Genomic DNA, 19,423 nt, shown 5'->3' with positions numbered 1-19,423 from the left:
CCATGCGTCATTCTTTTTCTCTTCTCGCTGCCATCGCGGCGGGTCTTTTCGCCGTGCCAGCAATGGCGACGGACTATCCGCTGAGCCTCGATAATTGCGGCTTTGCGCTCGATATCGCGGCGGCGCCGCAGCGCGTCGTGGCCATCAAGTCGACGGCGGCGGAATTGCTGCTTTCGCTCGGGCTTGAGAAACAATTGGTAGGGCTGGCTTTCCTTGATGGGCCATTGCCCGAGGCCCTGGCCGGAGCGGCGGCGGGCATTCCGGTGTTGTCGGAAAAGCTGCCATCGCAGGAAGTGGTGCTCGAGGTAGAGCCGGACTTTGTCTATGGCGGCTGGGAGAGCAATTTTGCGGCGGATGGGGCCGGCGAACGGCCGACGCTGCAGCAGCTTGGCGTGGCATCCTATGTGGCGCCGGCGGCTTGCCGGTCGGTAAGACCGGTCAAGCTGAGCTTTGATCAGCTGTTTGCGGAAATTGCCGAGCTGGGGGCGATTTTTGATGTCGAGGACAGGGCGGCGGCGCTCGTTGACGAACAGAAGGCGGCGCTGGCTGGCGTGGTTGCTGATACGCGCGGGCTGACGGCGGTGTGGTATTCTTCCGGCACCAAGGCGCCCTATGTGGGCGCGGGCAGCAATGCGCCAGCCATGATCATGGAATCGCTGGGGCTGGAGAACATTTTTGCCAGCGTGGACGAGGGCTGGACGGCGGCGAGCTGGGAAGCGGTTGTGGATGCCAATCCCGATGTGATCGTGCTGGTCGATGCGGCGTGGAATTCGGCTGAGGCCAAGAAGAAGCTGCTGGCGGAAAATCCGATCACGTCGAAATTGGATGCGGTGGTCAATCAGCGGTATCTCGTCATTCCGTTCCCGGCTTCCGAGGCTGGCATTCGCAATGTGCCGGCGACAGTGGATATGGCGGGGCAGTTGGCTGGGTTGAGTTTTTGATGCTGGCATCGGGGCTCACGCCACCCCCTCCCAACCTCCCCCATCAAGGGGGAGGTGCAGATCGAGTTTGGGGCAACTTCTCACCAAAACCACAATCCCTTCACCACCCCCTTGATGGGGGAGGACGGGAGGGGGTGACTGCCCCGGGCTCAGTGTGACCCGGTCTTTGAACGCCACCGCCTACATCGCCCTCTGGCTGCTGCTCATCGCCAGCGCGACCATTGCCGTCACTTTCGGGCCGGCCGATATCACGCCGACCGAAGTCTGGACCACGATCCTCCATCATCTTGGGCTCGTGCCGGAAAGCCCGGTTTCGCGGCTGCGCGATGCCATTGTCTGGGATCTGCGCATGCCGCGGGTCATTGCCGCCATGGGCGTGGGGGCGGGGCTGGCGCTGGCGGGGGCCGTGATGCAGGCGCTGACGCGCAATCCGCTGGCCGATCCCTATCTGCTGGGCCTGTCGTCGGGGGCTGCCCTGGGGGCGGTGACGCTGGTGGTGATGGGCTTTGCGCTGCTGGTGCCGGTGGGGGCCTTTGTTGGTTCGCTGGCGGCTTTGGGGCTGGCGCTGCTCATTGCCCAGCTGCTGGGTGGAGCAACGCCGGTGCGGGCGATCCTGGCTGGTATTTCCATTTCGGCGCTGGCCTCGGCGATGACCTCCTTCATCATCTTCTGGTCGGCAACAGGGGATTCCTATCGCGAAATCCTCTCCTGGCTCATGGGCTCGTTGAGCGGGTCGGGCTGGGTCGATGCGGGGCTGGTGGCGGCGAGCCTCCTCGTCTGCGCGCCGGTGATGCTGATCTCGGCGCGGGGGCTCGATGCCTTTGCCTTTGGCGAGAAATCGGCGGCGAGCCTCGGGGTGGACGTGGGGCGGCTGCGCTGGACCTTGCTCGGCGCTTCGGCGCTGTTGACGGGGGTGATGGTGGCGATCGGCGGGGCCATTGGTTTTGTCGGGCTCGTGGTGCCCCATGCGGTGCGGCTGGCGGTGGGATCGCGGCATGGAAAACTCCTCCCGCTATCCATGCTGGTGGGCGCCATTTTCATGCTCTGGGCCGATACCATGGCGCGAACCCTGTTCGATCCGCGCGAACTGCCGGTGGGCATTGTCACGGCGCTTGTCGGGGCACCGGCTTTCCTCCTGATCCTCATGCGCTTCAGGCGGGTGACGTGATGGAGGGACTGAAAGTTGCCGACATCACCATTCGTCGCGGCGGCAGGAGCATCGTCGATGGTGCGCAGTTTTCGGCGCCGGCGGGAAAGGTGACGGGGCTGGTGGGGCCGAACGGGGCGGGGAAATCGACCCTAATCTCGGCCATTGTCGGGATCGAACGGCCAGAGGCGGGCGCGCTGACCTTCGAAGGTGCGGATCTGGTGGCCATGGGGCGCCGCGAGCGTGCCGGCATCTGCGCCTATGTCGAGCAGTCCGCCAGCACGGAAGAGCGGCTCAGCGTTGCCGATGTCGTCGCGCTGGGGCGCATTCCGCATGTTTTGGCCTGGCTCTCGGGCCTTGGCTCGGACGACGAGGCGGTAGTGGCGGGGGCGCTTGAACGCGTTGGCATGTCCGGCTTTGCCACGCGCCAGTTCAATACGCTTTCGGGCGGGGAACAGCAGCGCGTGCATATCGCCCGGGCGCTGGCGCAGCAGCCAAAGCTGCTGGTGCTCGACGAACCGACGAGCCATCTCGATATCCGCGCACAATTGCAGGTGCTGCATCTGCTTGGCGATCTGGCTGGGGCGGGCGGCACCGTTCTCCTGGCGCTGCATGATCTCAATCTGGCGCTGCGCTTTTGTGATTGGCTGGTGGTCCTCGATGCCGGGCAGGTGGTGGCGGAGGGGCGGCCGCCGGAGGTTTTGCGCGAAGACCTGCTCGCCCGGGTCTATGGTGTGCATGCGCGCCTGATCGAAGGTCCGAGCGGGCCGGTGATCGCCTATGAGGGCACCGTCTAGCATCCGGCTTTACGAGCCGTTCAGCATCCGGATCGAAGTGAGTGCTGCGTAACCGATCCGTAAGGGCCTCCTCCTAGGGTCAGATGCGTATTTTTCCGGATGTGTGCCGTGTTTGCCGTTCTCGATTTCTTCTTCCGTGGCCATGACCTCGGTTTCGTGGCGCTCGCTGCTCTTGTTTGCCTGCTTTCGGCCTATGCCTGTGTCAGTCTGTTGCGCCACGCGATGCGAATGCAGGGGCGAGCACGTCGCATCTGGACGACGGTTTCGGCCCTTTCGGTGGGGTTGGGCATCTGGTCGACGCATTTTGTCGCCATGTTGGCCTTCCGGCCGGGCTTTGCGCTGCAATATGACATCCTGCTCACCGGCCTTTCCCTGCTGATTGCCATAGGCATTTGCGGTGCGGGCCTTGCCATGGCGATCCGCTCGACCGGGACGGCAGACCGCTTTTTGGGCGGCGCGGTGATCGGCGTCGGCATTTCCTCCATGCACTATGTCGGCATCGCGGCGCTGCTGCTCGATGGACAATTGCTCTGGCACAATGGCCTGATCGGCCTCTCGATCCTCGCCGGTATCGTCATCTCGGGCCTGGCCGTGGTGACGGCCATGGGTGTCGGCCGGGCGCGCCTGTTTGGCGGCGCGGGTCTGCTTACCCTGGCCATCTGCGCCATGCATTTTACCGCCATGGGCGCCGCGGACTTCAGCAATTGCCTGCCCATGGTCAATGCCGGCGCGGAAATCGACGGCGCCGTGATGTCGATCATCGTCGCCCTGATCACGCTTTTTATCCTGAGCGCCGCTCTTGGCAGCGTGGTGCTCGATGAGGCCGATCGCCGCCGCACCGAGCGCGAAGACCTACGCCAGAAGGTCGACGCCGACCGCATCGCCGCGGTGAGCCAGAAGCTTGAGCTGGCGCTGACCCATATGGGGCAGGGGCTGGCGCTGTTTTCGGCCGATGGCCGGGTGATGTTGCACAATGAACGGCTGATCGAACTGCTCGGCTTGCCCAAGGGGGCAGCCATTGAAGGCCGGACGCTGGAAGACATGTGCGTGGTGGCCACCAACCAGGTCAGCATCGACCTTGCAAAGCGCGACGAGATCGCGCGGGGCCTTGCCGAACAGCATCGTCTGCTTGCCGCCCAGGGTGGGCAGGCTGTGCACAGCTTTGACGGCGAACGGTTCCTGCGCGTGCAGCACAATCCGATCGGCGACGGTCGCTGGGTGACGCTGATGGAGGATATTTCCGACAGCAAGCGCAGCGAAGCGGCCATTGCCCACTTGGCCAAGCACGATACGCTGACGGGCCTGCCGAACCGGGCGCGCTTCGACGAAGTTTTTGCAGGTGCCCTGGCCGATGCCGAGGCCAAGGGGACCCAGATCGGCGTTGTCGCTATCGACCTCGACAACTTCAAGGACATCAATGACAGCTATGGCCACGCCACTGGTGACCAGGTGCTGCGCGTGCTTTCCGAGCGGCTGAGTGGCCTGCTCAAGCCCGGCGAGGTGATCGCCCGGCTCGGCGGCGACGAGTTCGTTGCCATCAAGCAGTTTTCCGTCATCGAAAGCCTGCGCGACTTTCTCGATCGCATCGAGGGCGTGCTGTTCGGATCGGTGCAGTATCAGGACGTAATTGTCGCCACGAGCGGCAGCATCGGCGTGGCCATCTATCCGCAGGACGGCAGGGAGCACTCCAAGCTTTTGAGCAATGCCGACCTTGCGCTTTATCGCGCCAAGGCCGAGTTCGACACGCGCATCTGCTACTATGAGAGCGAGATGGACGAGCATGCGCGCCAGCGTCGCGCTATGTCCGTCGACCTCTGGCACGCGCTGGAGACCAATGCTTTCAACCTTGTCTATCAGGTGCAGAAATCGGTCTCGTCGGGTGAAATCACCGGCTACGAAGTGCTGCTGCGCTGGGACCGGCCGGGCTATGGCTCGGTTCCGCCGGCCGAATTCATTCCAGTGGCCGAGGAATGTGGGGCCATCGGCGCTATCGGCGCCTGGGTGCTGACCACGGCCTGTATCGAGGCTGCCGCCTGGCCCGAACCGCACAAGATCGCCGTCAACGTCTCCGGCCTGCAGCTTTCGCAGGTGGAACTGGTGGACCTGGTGAAGATGGTGCTGTTCCAATCGGGGCTGGCGCCGGAGCGGCTGGAACTGGAAGTCACCGAGACGGCCATCATCACCGACAAGAAGCGGGCGCTGAGCATTTTGCGCCAGATTCGCGAGCTGGGTGTGTCTATTGCCATCGACGATTTCGGCACCGGCTACTCGTCGCTGGCGACGCTGCGCAGCTTCCCCTTCGACAAGATCAAGCTCGACCGCTCGTTCATGAACGAGGTGGAGCATTCCGAGGAATCCAAGGCCATCGTGCGCGCCATCCTGGCGCTGGGACGGAGCCTGTCCGTGCCGGTGCTGGCCGAGGGCGTGGAAACGCTCGAACAGCTCAACGTGCTGCGCATGGAAGGCTGCAACGAGGCGCAGGGCTATCTGCTCGGCCGGCCGGCAGCCATGGGCTGGGGCGAGGAAGAGGTGGAGCTGGCCGCCATCGCGTGATCAACCACTTCGTTGTCGCCGGGCTCGTCCCGGCAACCCATCTTGGGGAGCGCCATCCTGCGGATCGCATGGACAACCGGGACAAGCCCGGTGGTGACGATGGTGGGGCATAAATGAAAAAGGGCGCCGAGAGGCGCCCTTCGCATTTGCGTCGTTGGGAGTTCTTGAGATCAGAACGGGCTGTTCGGATCGAGGTATTCGGCCGCGTTGTCCTTGGTGATCAGGGTCGAGTCGAGGATGTAGCGACCTGCGACCTGGATGCCACCGGTGAAGTGCGACGTCGTCAGTTCGATAGCCGTGGCGATCATGGCCGGGCTGTAGGAAACATCGACCGGGGTCAGGGCAGAGCCATCGGCAACGGCCTGCAGGATCTGCTGCATGCCGGCGCCGCCGACGATGAACATGTCGTTCTCGCGGCCAGCCTGCTTGATGGCTTCGATGGCGCCGAGGGCAATGTCGTCGTCCTGTGCCCAAACGCCCTTGATGTCGGGGAAGCGGGTCAGGAAGTCCTGCATCACCTTGAAGCCGTCATCGCGGTTCCAGTTGGCGAATTCGTCGTCGAGAACGGTGATGTTGGAGCCTTCGATACCGGCAACGAAGGCGTCGAAACGCTGTGCGTCGATCGGGATCGGCAGGCCGCGCAGGATGACGATGTTGCCGCCTTCGGGCAGAGCCTGCTTGAAGTACTCGGCCGAATTGGCGCCGAGACCCGGATTGTCGCCGGCAACGTAGAGGTTTTCGACGCCATCAATGGAGAGCTGGCGATCAACGACCGTGACGAACTTGCCAGCGTCCTTGACCTGCTTGATGGCCGAGGTCATGGCGTCCGGGTCACCCGGCAGGATGACGAGGGCGTCGATGCCGCGCGTCGAGACCATGTCTTCGATGTCGGCGATCTGCTTGGGCGCATCAGGAGCCGAAGCGAAGACGAACTCGACGTTGGGATAGGTGGTGCCGAGACGTTCGATGGCTTCCTGGGCGAAATAGTTGACGCCGCCGGTCCAGCCATGGTCAGCCGCCGGCACGGAAACGCCGATGGTCACCTTGTCCTGGGCGACGACTGCGCCCGTGAGGCTGCCGGCAATGACAGCCGAAGCCATGAGGGATTTCACCAGTTTCATTCTTGTAGTCCTCCCGAAAATGCCCTTTGCGGGCGATGTAAACTCTTGGCTCGCTGTGTCCGTCGTGGTCGCGCTTTCGAACCGGAAAAGTGGTGCCCACTTTTCCTGAAAACGCTCATGTGCGGCGGCCGCGTTGCAGCAGCACGGCGAGAATGATGATGACGCCCTGGAAGGCCCCATTGAGGTAGGGGCTGATGAGGCTCTGAAGATTGAGGATATTGCCGATAAGGCCGAGGATGACGACGCCGACCACGGTGCCCCAGATGCGGCCATACCCGCCCTTGAGGGTGGTGCCGCCGATGATCACGCCGGCAATGGCTTCCAACTCCCAGAGGACGCCCGTGGTGCTGGAGGCCGAGCCGAGGCGCGGCACATAGAGCAGCACGGCGACGCCGACCAGAATGCCCTGCAGGATGTAGGTCAGGAGGCGCACGTTATCGACATTGATCGAAGAGTAGCGGGCGACCTGCTCGTTGGAGCCGATGGCGGCGCAATAGCGGCCGAAGGCGGTGTAGCGCATGACCACTTCGCCGCCGATGGCAACGAGGGCAAAGACGATGATCGGCCACGGCACGCCGAGGACGCCGGCGTAATAGACCGGGCGATAGACGTCGGCGACCTGGAAATTGAGCGACAGCGTGCCGCCATCGGCAAGGAAGGTCACGAGCGAGCGGAAAATGCCCATGGTGCCGAGGGTAACGATGAAGGCCTCGATGCGCCCTCGGGTGATCATGGTGCCATTGAACACGCCGGCGACCCCACCGAGCAGAATGCCCGTCGCCATGCCGGCGATAACGACGCCCCAACCAATGCCCATGGAGGGGATCAGCCAGTTCATCACCATGATCATGACGCCGGCGATGACCGCGGCCATGGAGCCGACGGAAAGATCGAGCCCGCCGGCGGTGATGACAAAGGTCGCGCCGATGGCGATGATGCCGATGAAGCTCGACCGTGCGAGGACGTTCGTCAGGTTGTTGTAGCTCAGGAAATTCTCGTTGAGCGAGATGCCGAGCAGGACCAGGAGGGCGAGCGCCAAGAGCGGCCCCACAGTCTTGAGATCGAGGCGGAAACCGCGCTTGGTTTTTGCCGGAATATCAGGCGCTGATACGCTCATCGTTTCCACTCTGCTTGATGCCCGCGGCGTACCGCATGATTTCTGCTTCGGTAATTTCTGCGCCTTCGAGCACGCCCGTCAGGCGGCCTTCGCGCATCACCACCACGCGGTGGCTGAGGCCGATCACTTCCTGCATTTCCGAGGAGATGAGGATGATCGATTTACCTTCGGCGGCCAGGGCCGCGATGATGTGATAGATCTGCTGCTTGGTGCCGACATCGATGCCGCGGGTCGGCTCATCCATGATGATGATGTCCGGCTCGCTCTCCATGGTCTTGCCGAGCATGAGCTTCTGCTGATTGCCGCCCGAGAGGCGGCCGACGGCGACGGAGGCGTCGCGGGCCCGGATATCGAAGCGGCGGACGGCGCGCTCGAGGGCGCGCTCTTCGCTGGAACTATCGAGGAAGCCGGCCTTGATGTGCCTGTCGAGCGTGAGAAGAGTCAGGTTGGGCCTGAGGCCCATGTTCAGCAGCAGGCCTTTGCCCTTGCGGTCCTTGGTCATGTAGGCAAGGCCCGCGTCTACCGATTGGGCGACCTGGGTGAAATTGACCGGCTTGCCATCGAGGGTGATCTCGCCGCCGGTGCGGTGGCTGAGGCCGACAATGGCCTCGGCGACGGCGGTGCGGCCCGAGCCGATGAGGCCGGCAAAGCCGAGGATTTCCCCACGCTTGAGGTCGAAGGAGATGTCTTTGACGCCCTTGGCGACGAGGTTGCGAATGCCGAGGACGACGGGCGCGTCTACATCGGGTTCGTGCTTGGGCGGATAGAGATTGGAGAGTTCGCGGCCGACCATCATCTGGGCGATGGAGTCTGGGGTCAGCGCCTCAGTGCCGACGGTGGCGATCAGTTGGCCATCGCGGAGGACGGTGACGCGATCGGCCAGTTCCATGATCTCATCGAGCTTGTGCGAGATGAAGATGACGGCGACGCCGCGGGCGGTGAGGCGGCGGATTTGTTCGAAAAGCGTCTGGGTTTCGCCGACCGACAGCACGGCGGTCGGCTCGTCCATGATCAGGACGCGCGCATCGCGGCTGATGGCCTTGGCGATTTCGACCATCTGCTTGTCGGCGACCGACAGGGTGCTGATGCGATCATCGGGATCGACGCGAACGTGGAGCGTGTCCATCAGCGCGGCGGCGCGTTTTCGCATTTCGCCCAAGTCCAAAAAACCAAAACGCTTGAGCTCGCGGCCGAGGAAGATGGATTCCGAGGCGGTGAGGTGTTCGGCGAGGTTCAGTTCCTGGTGGATGAGCACGATGCCCATCGCTTCCGCCTTGCCATCGGGCGGCAGGGTGACGGTCTCGCCATCATAGGTGATGGAGCCCGACGTTGGCTGTTCGATGCCCGAGAGAATCTTGATGAGGGTGGATTTGCCCGCGCCATTTTCGCCGATGATGGCGTGTACTTCGCCGGGCTTGATGTCGAAATCGATGCTGAACAGCACCGGGATTTCGCCAAAAGACTTGGAAATGCGATTGGCCGACAGAACGGCAGGCGCAACTGTGCCTTCGACTGATGACATCGCAAAATCCCTCCCCAATGGACGCGGCGGTTGACCCGGCTCTTCGTCCTGATGTGATGATGTAAAGGTTTTCATGAATGATGTAAAGGTTTACATAGAGGCAAAAGAGGGTAAGCCTTTGGGGAGGGTCTGGCGCTATGCGTTGCTTCTGCTAGAGGCAGGGAAACGGGCGCCAGTGGGGTGTGCGGGGCTTAACGAGTGCAGCACCAGAAACTGGCTACGATTGAAGACGTTGCGGCGCTTGCCGGCGTATCCATCGCCACGGTCAGTCGTGCCATCAACGAGCCCACCAAGGTCGCCGACGAAACGCGCCGCAAGGTGACCGAGGCGATCGCCCGGACCGGCTACACCACCAATGCCATGGCCCGATCGCTGCGCATGCGGCGGTCCAACATGATTCTCATCCTGGCGCCCGATGTCGGCGATCCGAATTTTTCCAACATTCTGGTGGGGCTCGAAACCGAAGCGAGCAAGCGCGGCTATGGCGTGCTCATCGGCAATACGCAGAACGATGCGAGCCGTGAGACCGATTATCTGCGGTTCATCAGCTCTAACCAGGCGGATGGGTTGATCCTGTTCACGGGACATTTGCCCTATGGCTTTGGACAGGATGGGACCGAAGGGCGGCTGCCGCCCATGGTGGCGGTCAATGAGCCGGTGCCCAATGCCGATGTGCCCTTTGTTGGCGTCGACAATTTTGAGGGCGCGCGCATTGCGACCGAGCACCTGATCTCGCAGGGGCATCGGCGGATTGCCTTTGTCGGGCGTTCGCATGGGCGCGAGGTCAATCGGCTACGCGAAGAGGGTTATCGCAAGGCGCTGGCGGGGGCGGGAATTGCGATTGATCCGCGCATGATCATCGATGGCGATGGCACGACCGAGAGCGGGCGTGCGGCGGCGGAACTGATGTTCGTGCGCGATGTGCTGCCGACGGCCTTTTTCTGCGTCAACGACGCGACGGCGCTGGGCGTGATCATCTCGCTCAATGCGCGGCACTACGATCTGCCGCGACAATTCTCCATCATGGGTTTTGACGATATTTCGTTTTCGAGTTTTGTGACGCCGTCGCTGACGACGATGAAACAGCCGCGGCACAGGATCGGCGAGGCGGCGATGGAATTGCTGCTGGAACTGCTGGCCGGCGAGAAGCCGCATGAGCAGCAGGTGCTTCTGCGTGCAGAACTGATCGTGCGAAACTCGGTGTCGCGGGTGGGGTAGCTGCGATTGTCACCTGGCGTGGCGGCTCTTGCTCGATGTGCATCCTTTCACCGGCTGTCATCCCGGCCCCGAGCCGGGATCCATCTTGAGATCTCAGGATGGGCCCCGGCCTTCGCCGGGGTGACAGTTGAGTTTGTGGTAGTGTCGGACGCAAGCAGCCTCTCGGTCAGTAGCCCTTGGCTTTCAGCCACTCTTCCATCCAGGCGATCTCGCCTTCCTGGGCGGCAATGACGCCTTCGGCGAGTTTGCGCACTTCGGGATCCTGGCCGTGTTCGAGCACGATTTTGGCCATGGCGACGGCGCCCTGGTGATGGGGGATCATGCCGCGGATGAAGTCGACATCGGCGTCGCCGGAATATTCGATCGCCATGTCGGCGTGCATCTGCTGGTTGGCCTTGGTGTAAGCCGTGGTGGCAGGGGAATCGCTCATCGTGCCGCCATGGCCGGCATGGGCGTCCTGAGCATGGGCCGGAAGGGCGAAGAGGGCGAAGGCGAGAGCGAGGATAGCGGTTTTCATTGGGCCACCTTTGGTTTTGCCCCACACAAATGCGGGCTTGCCAGATGGCAAGGTCAAGCGCCGTTGACACGCAACTGGCGGATTTGTTACTTAATTTCATGCTTAACCAAAATCCCAAGCTCGACCTGATGTTTCAGGCGCTGGCCGACCCGACGCGCCGGGCGATGATCGATCGCCTCAGCCGTGGCCCGGCCTCGGTCAGTGAGCTCGCAAAACCCTTCGATATGTCGCTGCCGGCAGTGGTGCAGCACCTGCAGGCGCTGGAGGCGAGTGGCCTCGTTTCCTCGCAAAAGGTGGGGCGCGTGCGCACCTGCCAGATCGAGCCGGAGGCGCTGAGCCAGGCGGAGCAATGGCTCAATGAGCGGCGCACTTTATGGGTGCAGCGGCTCGATCGCTTGGGGGAATATCTGGCGGCGACGGAAGACGAGGAAGAGGGCAAATGACCGAGAAGAAACGCAGCGTCAGTCATGCGACCTTTGTGCTGGAGCGCCGCTACAAGGCGAAGGCAGCGCGGGTCTATCGCGCCCTCTCTGAACCGGGGGCCAAGGCGCAGTGGTTCACGCCGCCCGAGACCTGGGGCAAGGACGAGCAGACCATGGATTTCCGAATTGGCGGGGTGGAGACGAGCGTTGGTGGGCCGGTGGGCGGACCAGTGCATGCGTTTCGCGCGGTTTATCAGGACATCGTGCCCAATGAGCGAATTGTCTACTCGTATGACATGACGCTGGACGATGTGCGGATATCGGTGTCGGTGGCGACGTTTGAATTGGTCGCGGATGGCGATCATACGGTGCTGAAGCTGACCGAGATGGGCGCCTATCTCGATGGGTTCGATGATGGCGGGCGGCTGCGTGAGGAGGGCACGAATGGGTTGCTCGATAATCTCGGGCGGTTTGTGGAGGGGGATTGGGAGTAGGCGCCACACTCGATGTGGCACCCTCCCCTTGACGGGGAGGGTTGGGGAGGGGTGTTCACACGCTGAAAAATCGCGGCTCCCGCACCCCCTCCCATCCTCCCCCGTCAAGGGGGAGGTGCTGCTGCGGTGGGTGGGGAAGCTACGCAGGCTCAGGCGTATAGCCAGCTTCCTTGATCGCCTCTTCGCCCTTGGCGCGATCACCCGTAAAACTCACCTTGTGAGTGTCGAGGTCGACGCTGATTTCTGCGCCCGGTAGCGCTTCTTCGAGGGCCTTGCGGACCGTGCCGACGCAGTGGCTGCAGGTCATGTCGTTGACGGTGAAAATGGTCTTGTCGGCCATGTCAGTGTCCTTTGGTCTTGGAATGGGTCCCGGCGAGATCGTCGAGAATGGGGCAATCGGGGCGGTTGTCGCCCTGGCAGCAATGGACGAGATGTTTTAGCGTCCCGACCATGGATTCGAGTTCAGCGATCTTGGTTTCGAGCGCCGATATGTGCTCGGAGGCGATGTCGCGCACTTCGCCGCTGGCGCGGGTCTTGTCCTGCCAGAGGGCGAGGAGGGCGCTGGTTTCCTCGATGGAAAAGCCCAGGGTTCGCGAGCGGCGGATGAAGCGCAGCACATGCACTTCATCGCTGCCATAGACGCGGTAATTGCTACCGGTGCGCGAGGGTGGGCGGATGAGGCCGATCTGCTCATAGTAGCGGATCATCTTTGCCGAAACGCCGGATGCGTCGGCGGCCTGGCCGATATTCATGCCTTTTCTCCCTTGATGGTGCGCAGGCGCTGGGCATTGCCGACGACGAAGACCGAGGAGAGGGCCATGGCCCCAGCGCCGAGCATGGGCGAGAGCAGGATGCCGAAGGCGGGATAGAGCACGCCCGCGGCGACTGGGATCAGGAGGGCGTTGTACCCAAAAGCCCAGAAGAGGTTCTCCCAGATGTTCTTCATGGTGGCGCGGCTGACCGTCAGGGCGTTGAGCACGCCCTGCAGATTGCCGCCGAGGAGGACAACGTCGGCGCTTTCGATGGCGGCGTCGGTGCCCGTGCCGACGGCGATGCCGATATCGGCTTCGGCAAGGGCGGGGGCGTCGTTGATGCCGTCACCGACATAGGCGACGACGCGTCCACCCTGGCGCAGGGCCTTGACGGCGGCGACCTTGTCGGCGGGCAGGACTTCGGCATGCACCTCGTCGATGCCGAGCTGGGCGGCGATGGCGGCGGCGGTGCGCTTGTTGTCGCCCGAGATCATCGCGGTCTTGAGACCCATGGCGTGGAGACGCGCGATGACGGCCTTGCTGGTCGGCTTGACCACGTCGGCGACGACTATGGCGGCGGCGATCTTGCCGTCAATGGCGGCAAAGACCGGGGTCTTGCCTTCGTCGGCGAGGCGCTGAAGCGTTTCGGCAAAGTCTGACAGGTCCAGACCTTCCATCATGCGGGCGGAGCCGACCTGCACCTTGCGGCCGCCGATGGTGGCGATGACGCCGTGGCCGGGGTCGGAGTCGAAATGTTCCACCGCAGGCAGGGTCAGGCCGGCCTTTTCGGCAGCGGCAACGATGGCCAGGGCAATCGGGTGCTCGGAGCGGCTTTCGGCGGCGGCGACGAGGGTGAGCACTTCGTCGTGGTCAAAGTCGTCGTCGAGGATCAGGTCCGTCAGCACGGGCTTGCCCTCGGTGAGCGTGCCGGTCTTGTCGAAGGCGACGACATCGGCGTCGCGCAGGCGCTGCAGGGCTTCACTCTTGCGGAAGAGCACGCCGAGTTCGGCGGCACGACCGGTGCCGACCATGATGGAGGTGGGCGTGGCGAGACCCATGGCACATGGGCAGGCGATGATCAGCACGGCGACGGCATTGACGAAGCCGAAGGTCATCGCGGGATCGGGACCCCAGACGAGCCAGACGATAAAGGTGAGCGCGGCGAGGGCCATGACGGCGGGCACAAACCAGGCGGTGATCAGGTCGACGGTGCGCTGGATCGGCAGCTTGCCGCCCTGGGCTTCTTCGACCATGCGGATGATCTGGGCCAGCATGGTATCGCCGCCGACCTTGGTGGCGCGGAAACGAAAACTGCCCGAAGTGTTGAGCGTGCCGCCGATGACCGTGTCGCCTGCCTTCTTGGAGACGGGGAGGGGTTCGCCGGAGATCATGGATTCGTTGACATGGCTGGTGCCATCAACGAGTTCGCCATCGACGGCGATCTTCTCGCCGGGGCGGACCACGATGATGTCGCCGACCTTCACCTGTTCGATCGGCATTTCATGGACCATGCCATTGTGCTCGACGCGGGCGGTCTTGGCCTGTTCGCGCACGAGGCGCTGGATGGCTTCGCCGGTGCGGCCCTTGGCGATGGCTTCGAGCCAGCGGCCGACGAGGATCAAAAGCACGATCACGGCGGCGGCTTCGAAATAGACGTAGCGCGTTTCGGCCGGCACGAGCTGGGGAGCGAAGGTGACAACAGTGGAAAAGAGCCAGGCGGCGCCCGCGCCCAAGGCGACGAGCGAGTTCATCTCCGGCGCGCCGCGCAACAGGGCGGGAATGCCGACCTTGAAGAAGCGCAGGCCCGGCACGAAGAGCACGAAGGTCGCGAGGACAAAATAGGTTGTGTAGAGGACGTCCATCGAGACGACGGACATCAGCCACATGTGGAAGGGCATGTAGAGGTGGCCGAGCATTTCCACCGCAAAGAGCGGAATGGTCGGGATGGCGGCAATGATGACGTCACGGCGGAGGATCGCCGCGTCTTCGTCGTGGTGGTGATGGGCGTGGTCGTGACCGGCATGCGCGGGCTGGCGCAGGCTGCCCTTGTAGCCGACCTTTTCGACTGCCTTGATGAGGGCTTCGGTGTCGCCGCCGGTTATGGTGGCGCGTTCGGTTGCGAGATTGACTGACGCCGCTTCGACGCCGGGAACCTTCAGCAATGCCTTTTCTACCCGCGACACGCAGGACGCGCAGGTCATGCCTTCGATATCGAGGGCCACGGGGGTAGGCGAATGGGTGTGGTGGACGTGTTCTGTCATGGGTTCTTACTCCGTCCTCATGTAGATAGACCTTCCCATCATGGTAAGGTCAATAGGCGAAGAAGCATCTTTTTGCCATTGGCATTGCTGCCCCCGGCACGAAGAAAGCGCGGTAATTGTGCACGCGCGGAAAACAAATGTGGTTTCGCCTATGCGACCTGTTGGCACAGCGACAAATCTCCTGATTATATTCGAAGCGCCGCCAGCCTATTTCATGCGCTGTCAGGAGCTTGATCCATGCAGACGGTTCGCAAAGACATCCACAACTCTGAATTGCCGATCCTGTGCCAAAGCTGCGAGGCGCGGCACCAGGGGATTTGTGGGGCAATGACCTCCGAGCAATTGCTCGCCATTTCCAAGCATACGCGGCGCGTGCGTCGCGAGCCGGGCCAGGAAATCATGGCTGATGCCATGCCGATTGCTTCCTATGCCAATGTGCTGCGCGGGGTGGTCAAACTGACCAAGGTACTCGAAGACGGGCGCCAGCAGGTGGTGGGCCTGCAATTTGCGCCCGATCTGCTGGGCCGGCCCTTTGCCAGCGAAAGCCGGGTGACGGCGGAAACGGCCTCGGACGTCGAACTCTGCATGATCCCCAAAAGCGCGCTCGAGGCGCTGATGTCGGCAGGTGGCCCGGTGGAACACCGGATCATGATGCAGGCGCTGCGCGAACTCGACGAGGCGCGCGACTGGATGGTGACGCTGGGGCGCAAAACGGCCAGCGAAAAGGTCGCGAGCTTTTTGTATCTCCTCGCGACGCATATCGATCCCACGGAAGAAACGGCGCTGGCGACTTTTGATCTGCCACTGAGTCGGGCGGATATTGCTGACTTCCTGGGGCTGACCATCGAGACGGTGAGCCGGCAGCTGACCAAGCTCAAGGCCGAGAAGGTGATCGAGATTGCCAATTATCGGCATGTCAGCATCAAGGACCTGACACAGTTGCGGCTGCGCTGCGGGTAAGGGCCTACAGGACCTATTTGGTCGTCATTGCCGGGCTTGTCCCGGCAATCCATCTTGCCTTCGCATGGACCACCGGGACAGGCCCGGTGGTGACGATCGTGGGCGGGAGAGTGTCGGCCTAGTCAGCCAGACAGCTTGCCATTCCGCATTTCCAAAACCCGATCCACTGTGCCCTCAGGAATGGCGGCGTGGGTGACCATGATCAGCGTGCGACCCTTTGTGGCTTCGGCGAGGGTTTCGAAGAAGCTTAGTTCATTGGCGCGGTCGAGCGCATTGGTTGGTTCGTCGAGAAGGATGATCGGCGCATCCGAGAGGAGCGTACGCGCGAGGCAGAGGCGGCGCATCTGGCCGGCGGAGAGCGTGCGGCCGGATTCGCCGAGGACGGTGTCGAGACCATCGGGCAGGGTGGCAACGAATTTGTCGAGTTTTGCCGCTTCGAGCGCGGCCCAGATTGCCTCGTCGTCGGCGAGGGGGCGGGCGATGCGCAGGTTGTTGCGGATCGTATCGATGAAGACGGGGCTATCTTGGCTCAGGAGCGCCATATGGGCGTGGACTTGGGCACTGGCGATGTCGTGCAGAGCGGTGGTGCCGATGCGGATGTCGCCACATTGCGGTTCGTTGAGACGCAGCAGCAGGCGTAGAAGCGTGGATTTGCCGCCGCCGCTGGGGCCGGTGATGGCGATGCGTTCGCCGGGGGTGATGCTCAGGGTGACGCCGTTGAGAACGGGCGCGCCGCTATCATAGGAAAAATGCACGTCGGAAAAGGCGATCTTCTGGCCTTCGGGGAAGGGCAGGGGCTGGGCCGGGTCGATGATCGCCGGGGGCAGGTTGGCGAGGGCGGTCAGGCGTTCCGCAGCGGCAAGGGCAGCAGCAGATTTGCCGACGCTGCGGATGATGACAGCGGTGGCTTCGAAACTGCCGAGGACGGCGAGGACGAGGCCGACGAAGACGGCCGGGTCGAGCGTGCCAGCTTCATGGGCGACGAGGCCGGCCCAGAGCGTGCCGACCAATGCTAGGGCGGCCAGCACCTGCACGGCCATGGCTGCGGCGCCGGTCAGGGCTGCGAGGGTGAGACGGCGCTCGGAAAGGCGGCGGGCGAGGGCGGAGAAGCGGTCTCTGGCGGTGCCCAGAACGCCGAGAATGGTGAGATCGGCGTGGCCGCTGATGGCGTCGTAGACGGATATGCGCGTGTCGGCGGCGGCGGTGACAACCTCGCGGCCGACTTTTCGCGACGAGATGACGAGAGCGGCGGGAACCACGAAGACGGCGCCGGCAACCGCGAGCGCGTAGATGAGGGCGGCGGATGGCAGGAAGACGACCAGTACACCGGTGACCGCCATGCCCATGAGGAGGGCGCCGAGCATGGGGCCGATGGCGACGAGGAAGGCGACGTCGAGCGCGTCGACATCAGCTGTCAGGCGGCTGACGAGGTCGCCATGGCGAATGGAACGATCCGAGAGCGGCAAGCGCGGAAAGAGCGCCGCAAAGAGCCAGCCGCGCAGGTCCGAGAGGAGGCGCAGGGTGGCGTTGTGGCCGACGAAGCGTTCGCCATAGCGGGCGAGAATGCGGATGAAGGAAAAGGCGCGGACCAGTGAGGACGGCACGAAGAGATTGAAGCCCAGGCCGAGCGTGGTCAGTGCCGTAGCGGTGATGAACCAGCCGGAAGTGCCGAGGAGGGCAATGCCGGCGGCAAGGGCGATGGAGGAGAGCAGCAGCGCCAGGGAGAGCGCGCCGAGGCGGCGGCGGAAGAGCGGGGCGAGCATGGCAAAGACAGTCATGCGACACCTTTCTTATGCGCAGGCAGGGCGACCGGCAGCAGGGTTTCGCCCGCGATGCGCCAGGCCTTGTCGAGGCGGGTGGCGACCGCTTGCGAATGGGTGGCGACGATCAATGTGCGGCCCTTCGCATAGTCGATGATGGCCGACATGATTTCGGCTTCGAGTTCGGCATCGAGATGGGCGGTGGGTTCGTCGAGGAGAATGAGGCCGGCATCGCGGAGGAACAGGCGGGCGAGGGCAACGCGCTGGGCCTGACCGCCAGAAAGGCCGATGCCGTCTTCGCCGATGATGGTGTCGAGTCCCTGTGGCATGGCGGCGGCGAACTGGGTGATACCTGCGCGCTCGGCGGCGAGCTCGATCTCAGTGCGGCTCGCGCCGGGGCGGGCGAGGGCGATGTTTTCGGCGACGCTGGCGTGAAGGAGGCGCGGCTTCTGGGTGAGGAGGAAGGTGCGGGCGCGCAGCTCTTCCTCGGGCCAGCTATCGAGAGCGCGGCCATCGAGCATGATCTCGCCTTCGGCGGCGCGGAGGCCGATAAGGGCTTCCAGCAGGGTCGACTTGCCCTGGCCGCTGGGGCCGAGAATGGCGATGTGCTGGCCGGCGGCAATCTTGAGCGCGGTATCGGCGAGGACGACGCGCTGGCGGTCGGGCGTGCGCAGTGTGACGCCAGTGAGATCGAACGCAATGGCCTTGCCGGGGCGAGGGGCGATGTCGGCGAGGGGCGTTGCCTCTGAAGGGAGGGCGCCGAGCTGGCGTTCGATTTCGACGAGGGCGGCCTTGGCGGAGGCGCGGTCGTGGTAGTGCGCGGCAAGGAGCCGCAGGGGATTATAGACCTCGGGCGCCATGAGGAGCAGGAACAGCGCCAGTTCCAGTGTCAGCGGCGATGAGCGCAAGTGGAGGAAATCGATGAAGGTGAGGCCCAGATAAAGGGCGACGCCGGCAACGCCGAGGGCAGCGAAAAATTCGAGCACGGCGGAGGACAGGAAGGCGATGGCGAGCACTTTTAGGGTGCGGCGGCGCAGCGACTCGCTGGCTGAGACGATGCCATGCACTTCGGCGGCTTCGCGGCCGAAAAGCTTGAGGGTGAGAAGGCCACGCAGCCGATCGGCGAAACGGCCGGAAAGGCGGGTGAGAGCCTGGGCCTGGCGGTCGGTGGCCGCCTGCGCGCCCCAACCGACCAGCGCCATGAAAAGCGGAATGAGCGGCGCGCTGACGAGGAAGAGCAGGCCAGCGACCCAATCGAGCGGCAGGATGATGGCGCCGAACACCAGCGGCAACAGGGCCGCCTGGCCCGAGGCGGGCAGGTAGCGGGCGAAAAAGCCATCGAGTGCCTCGACCTGATCGACAATGGCGGTGACGGCGGCGCCCGAGGCGGGCTGATCCTGACGGCGGGGAGAGCGGGCAAGGAGCGAGGAAAAGAGTGCCTCGCGCAGGTCGCGCTTGATGTGTTCGGACGCGAGCGTGCCGAGCCAGTCGCCCAGTGCCGAAAGGCCGGCGCGGAAAACAAGCAGCGCGAGGATGATGCCGACGGTCGGCAGGAGTGCGTCGATCGTCTCGCCGCCTTGCACGGCGCGGCCGATCACATTGGCAAGGCTGGAGGCCTGCCAGACCAGCAGGCCGCCGGAGACGAGCGGCAGGCCGATCGCCAGCCAAAGCGCAATGCCGCCATGGCGTTGCAGTTTTGACAGAGCCTTGCCGGCAGCTTTTTCCTGGGGTGTCACGGGCAGATCTTCTAGTCGGAACAGGGCCGATTCCGGAGGGCCACGTTTTGCACTCTAAATTGCGCTGGCGCAATGAACCTTGATCTACATCAAGGCGGGTAGCAC

17 protein-coding genes are annotated in these 19,423 nt (G+C 63.6%); 8 read left to right on the top strand and 9 right to left on the bottom strand.

All coding sequences use genetic code 11. The features are described 5' to 3' along the window. Nucleotides 1–2 precede the first annotated feature (2 nt). The 4 genes from NVV77_RS00665 to NVV77_RS00650 all read left to right on the top strand — a co-directional run bounded on the left by NVV77_RS00665 (nt 3) and on the right by NVV77_RS00650 (nt 5,438). A complete protein-coding gene (locus NVV77_RS00665; protein ID WP_295409707.1) occupies nt 3–941 on the top strand; it encodes a putative F420-0 ABC transporter substrate-binding protein in 939 nt (312 codons plus the stop codon). 154 nt (nt 942–1,095) lie between these two features. Continuing rightward, nucleotides 1,096–2,109, top strand: coding sequence for a putative F420-0 ABC transporter permease subunit (locus NVV77_RS00660; RefSeq protein WP_295409705.1), 1,014 nt, complete (start codon nt 1,096–1,098; stop codon nt 2,107–2,109). Beyond that, nucleotides 2,109–2,885 carry an ABC transporter ATP-binding protein gene (locus NVV77_RS00655; RefSeq protein WP_295409702.1) on the top strand — a complete coding sequence of 259 codons (777 nt, stop codon included), beginning with the start codon at nt 2,109–2,111 and terminating at the stop codon, nt 2,883–2,885. Before NVV77_RS00660 ends, NVV77_RS00655 begins: the two co-directional genes overlap by 1 nt. A gap of 108 nt (nt 2,886–2,993) precedes the next feature. Next, complete coding sequence (locus tag NVV77_RS00650) at nt 2,994–5,438, top strand: EAL domain-containing protein (RefSeq protein WP_295409699.1); 2,445 nt, start codon at nt 2,994–2,996, stop codon at nt 5,436–5,438. Nucleotides 5,439–5,608: 170 nt separating this feature from the next. On the opposite strand, the gene NVV77_RS00645 is transcribed toward NVV77_RS00650, so the two are convergent. The 3 genes from NVV77_RS00645 to NVV77_RS00635 form a co-directional block, all read right to left on the bottom strand. After that, the gene (locus NVV77_RS00645) at nt 5,609–6,559 is read right to left on the bottom strand and encodes a substrate-binding domain-containing protein (protein ID WP_295409696.1); all 951 of its coding nucleotides are present in this window, start codon (nt 6,557–6,559) and stop codon (nt 5,609–5,611) included. Nucleotides 6,560–6,674: 115 nt separating this feature from the next. Further along, the gene (locus NVV77_RS00640; protein ID WP_295409694.1) at nt 6,675–7,676 is read right to left on the bottom strand and encodes an ABC transporter permease; all 1,002 of its coding nucleotides are present in this window, start codon (nt 7,674–7,676) and stop codon (nt 6,675–6,677) included. Then, nucleotides 7,657–9,198 (bottom strand): sugar ABC transporter ATP-binding protein, encoded by a 1,542-nt coding sequence (locus tag NVV77_RS00635; RefSeq protein WP_295409692.1) that lies wholly within the window; start codon nt 9,196–9,198, stop codon nt 7,657–7,659. The genes NVV77_RS00640 and NVV77_RS00635 overlap by 20 nt, the downstream gene beginning before the upstream one ends. A gap of 198 nt (nt 9,199–9,396) precedes the next feature. Here NVV77_RS00635 and NVV77_RS00630 point away from each other — a divergent pair, with 198 nt between their 5' ends. Next, nucleotides 9,397–10,416: a LacI family DNA-binding transcriptional regulator gene (locus NVV77_RS00630; protein WP_295409689.1), complete on the top strand. Its 1,020-nt coding sequence runs from the start codon at nt 9,397–9,399 to the stop codon at nt 10,414–10,416. 166 nt (nt 10,417–10,582) lie between these two features. On the opposite strand, the gene NVV77_RS00625 is transcribed toward NVV77_RS00630, so the two are convergent. After that, on the bottom strand, nt 10,583–10,933 hold the full coding sequence (locus NVV77_RS00625) for a DUF305 domain-containing protein (RefSeq protein WP_295409686.1): 351 nt from the start codon (nt 10,931–10,933) through the stop codon (nt 10,583–10,585). 98 nt (nt 10,934–11,031) lie between these two features. Here NVV77_RS00625 and NVV77_RS00620 point away from each other — a divergent pair, with 98 nt between their 5' ends. Further along, nucleotides 11,032–11,376 (top strand): metalloregulator ArsR/SmtB family transcription factor, encoded by a 345-nt coding sequence (locus NVV77_RS00620; RefSeq protein WP_291420091.1) that lies wholly within the window; start codon nt 11,032–11,034, stop codon nt 11,374–11,376. Then, nucleotides 11,373–11,849 (top strand): SRPBCC family protein, encoded by a 477-nt coding sequence (locus NVV77_RS00615; RefSeq protein WP_295409679.1) that lies wholly within the window; start codon nt 11,373–11,375, stop codon nt 11,847–11,849. The genes NVV77_RS00620 and NVV77_RS00615 overlap by 4 nt, the downstream gene beginning before the upstream one ends. A gap of 139 nt (nt 11,850–11,988) precedes the next feature. Here NVV77_RS00615 and NVV77_RS00610 read toward each other — a convergent pair whose 3' ends face one another. From NVV77_RS00610 to NVV77_RS00600, 3 genes are read right to left on the bottom strand one after another with little or no spacing between them, the layout of a single operon-like run. Beyond that, nucleotides 11,989–12,189, bottom strand: a complete 201-nt coding sequence (locus tag NVV77_RS00610) for a heavy-metal-associated domain-containing protein (protein WP_295409676.1) — start codon at nt 12,187–12,189, stop codon at nt 11,989–11,991. Nucleotide 12,190: 1 nt separating this feature from the next. Further along, nucleotides 12,191–12,601, bottom strand: coding sequence for a Cu(I)-responsive transcriptional regulator (gene cueR, locus NVV77_RS00605; RefSeq protein WP_295409674.1), 411 nt, complete (start codon nt 12,599–12,601; stop codon nt 12,191–12,193). After that, nucleotides 12,598–14,862 (bottom strand): heavy metal translocating P-type ATPase, encoded by a 2,265-nt coding sequence (locus tag NVV77_RS00600; protein WP_295409671.1) that lies wholly within the window; start codon nt 14,860–14,862, stop codon nt 12,598–12,600. Before NVV77_RS00600 ends, cueR begins: the two co-directional genes overlap by 4 nt. A gap of 237 nt (nt 14,863–15,099) precedes the next feature. On the opposite strand from NVV77_RS00600, the gene NVV77_RS00595 reads away from it, so the two are divergent. Next, the gene (locus NVV77_RS00595) at nt 15,100–15,822 is read left to right on the top strand and encodes a Crp/Fnr family transcriptional regulator (RefSeq protein ID WP_295409669.1); all 723 of its coding nucleotides are present in this window, start codon (nt 15,100–15,102) and stop codon (nt 15,820–15,822) included. A 122-nt stretch (nt 15,823–15,944) separates the two neighbouring features. On the opposite strand, the gene cydC is transcribed toward NVV77_RS00595, so the two are convergent. Next, a complete protein-coding gene (gene cydC, locus NVV77_RS00590) occupies nt 15,945–17,600 on the bottom strand; it encodes a thiol reductant ABC exporter subunit CydC (RefSeq protein WP_295409666.1) in 1,656 nt (551 codons plus the stop codon). Further along, complete coding sequence (gene cydD / locus NVV77_RS00585) at nt 17,597–19,318, bottom strand: thiol reductant ABC exporter subunit CydD (RefSeq protein ID WP_295409663.1); 1,722 nt, start codon at nt 19,316–19,318, stop codon at nt 17,597–17,599. Before cydD ends, cydC begins: the two co-directional genes overlap by 4 nt. Nucleotides 19,319–19,423 lie beyond the last annotated feature (105 nt).

The sequence above is a fragment of the Devosia sp. genome (assembly GCF_024707125.1).
Classification (GTDB): domain Bacteria; phylum Pseudomonadota; class Alphaproteobacteria; order Rhizobiales; family Devosiaceae; genus Devosia.
Note: the sequence above shows the minus strand (reverse complement) of the source record. Positions and strands in the feature narration are given on the sequence as shown.

Coding starts and splice junctions, on each gene's coding strand:
- cydC (WP_295409666.1), bottom strand. CDS start 17,600: ATGACTGTCTTTGCCATGCTCGCCCCGCTCTTCCGCCGCCGCCTCGGC.
- NVV77_RS00620 (WP_291420091.1), top strand. CDS start 11,032: ATGCTTAACCAAAATCCCAAGCTCGACCTGATGTTTCAGGCGCTGGCC.
- NVV77_RS00655 (WP_295409702.1), top strand. CDS start 2,109: ATGGAGGGACTGAAAGTTGCCGACATCACCATTCGTCGCGGCGGCAGG.
- NVV77_RS00640 (WP_295409694.1), bottom strand. CDS start 7,676: ATGAGCGTATCAGCGCCTGATATTCCGGCAAAAACCAAGCGCGGTTTC.
- NVV77_RS00625 (WP_295409686.1), bottom strand. CDS start 10,933: ATGAAAACCGCTATCCTCGCTCTCGCCTTCGCCCTCTTCGCCCTTCCG.
- cueR (WP_295409674.1), bottom strand. CDS start 12,601: ATGAATATCGGCCAGGCCGCCGACGCATCCGGCGTTTCGGCAAAGATG.
- NVV77_RS00600 (WP_295409671.1), bottom strand. CDS start 14,862: ATGACAGAACACGTCCACCACACCCATTCGCCTACCCCCGTGGCCCTC.
- NVV77_RS00645 (WP_295409696.1), bottom strand. CDS start 6,559: ATGAAACTGGTGAAATCCCTCATGGCTTCGGCTGTCATTGCCGGCAGC.
- NVV77_RS00595 (WP_295409669.1), top strand. CDS start 15,100: ATGCAGACGGTTCGCAAAGACATCCACAACTCTGAATTGCCGATCCTG.
- NVV77_RS00665 (WP_295409707.1), top strand. CDS start 3: ATGCGTCATTCTTTTTCTCTTCTCGCTGCCATCGCGGCGGGTCTTTTC.
- NVV77_RS00615 (WP_295409679.1), top strand. CDS start 11,373: ATGACCGAGAAGAAACGCAGCGTCAGTCATGCGACCTTTGTGCTGGAG.
- NVV77_RS00635 (WP_295409692.1), bottom strand. CDS start 9,198: ATGTCATCAGTCGAAGGCACAGTTGCGCCTGCCGTTCTGTCGGCCAAT.
- NVV77_RS00610 (WP_295409676.1), bottom strand. CDS start 12,189: ATGGCCGACAAGACCATTTTCACCGTCAACGACATGACCTGCAGCCAC.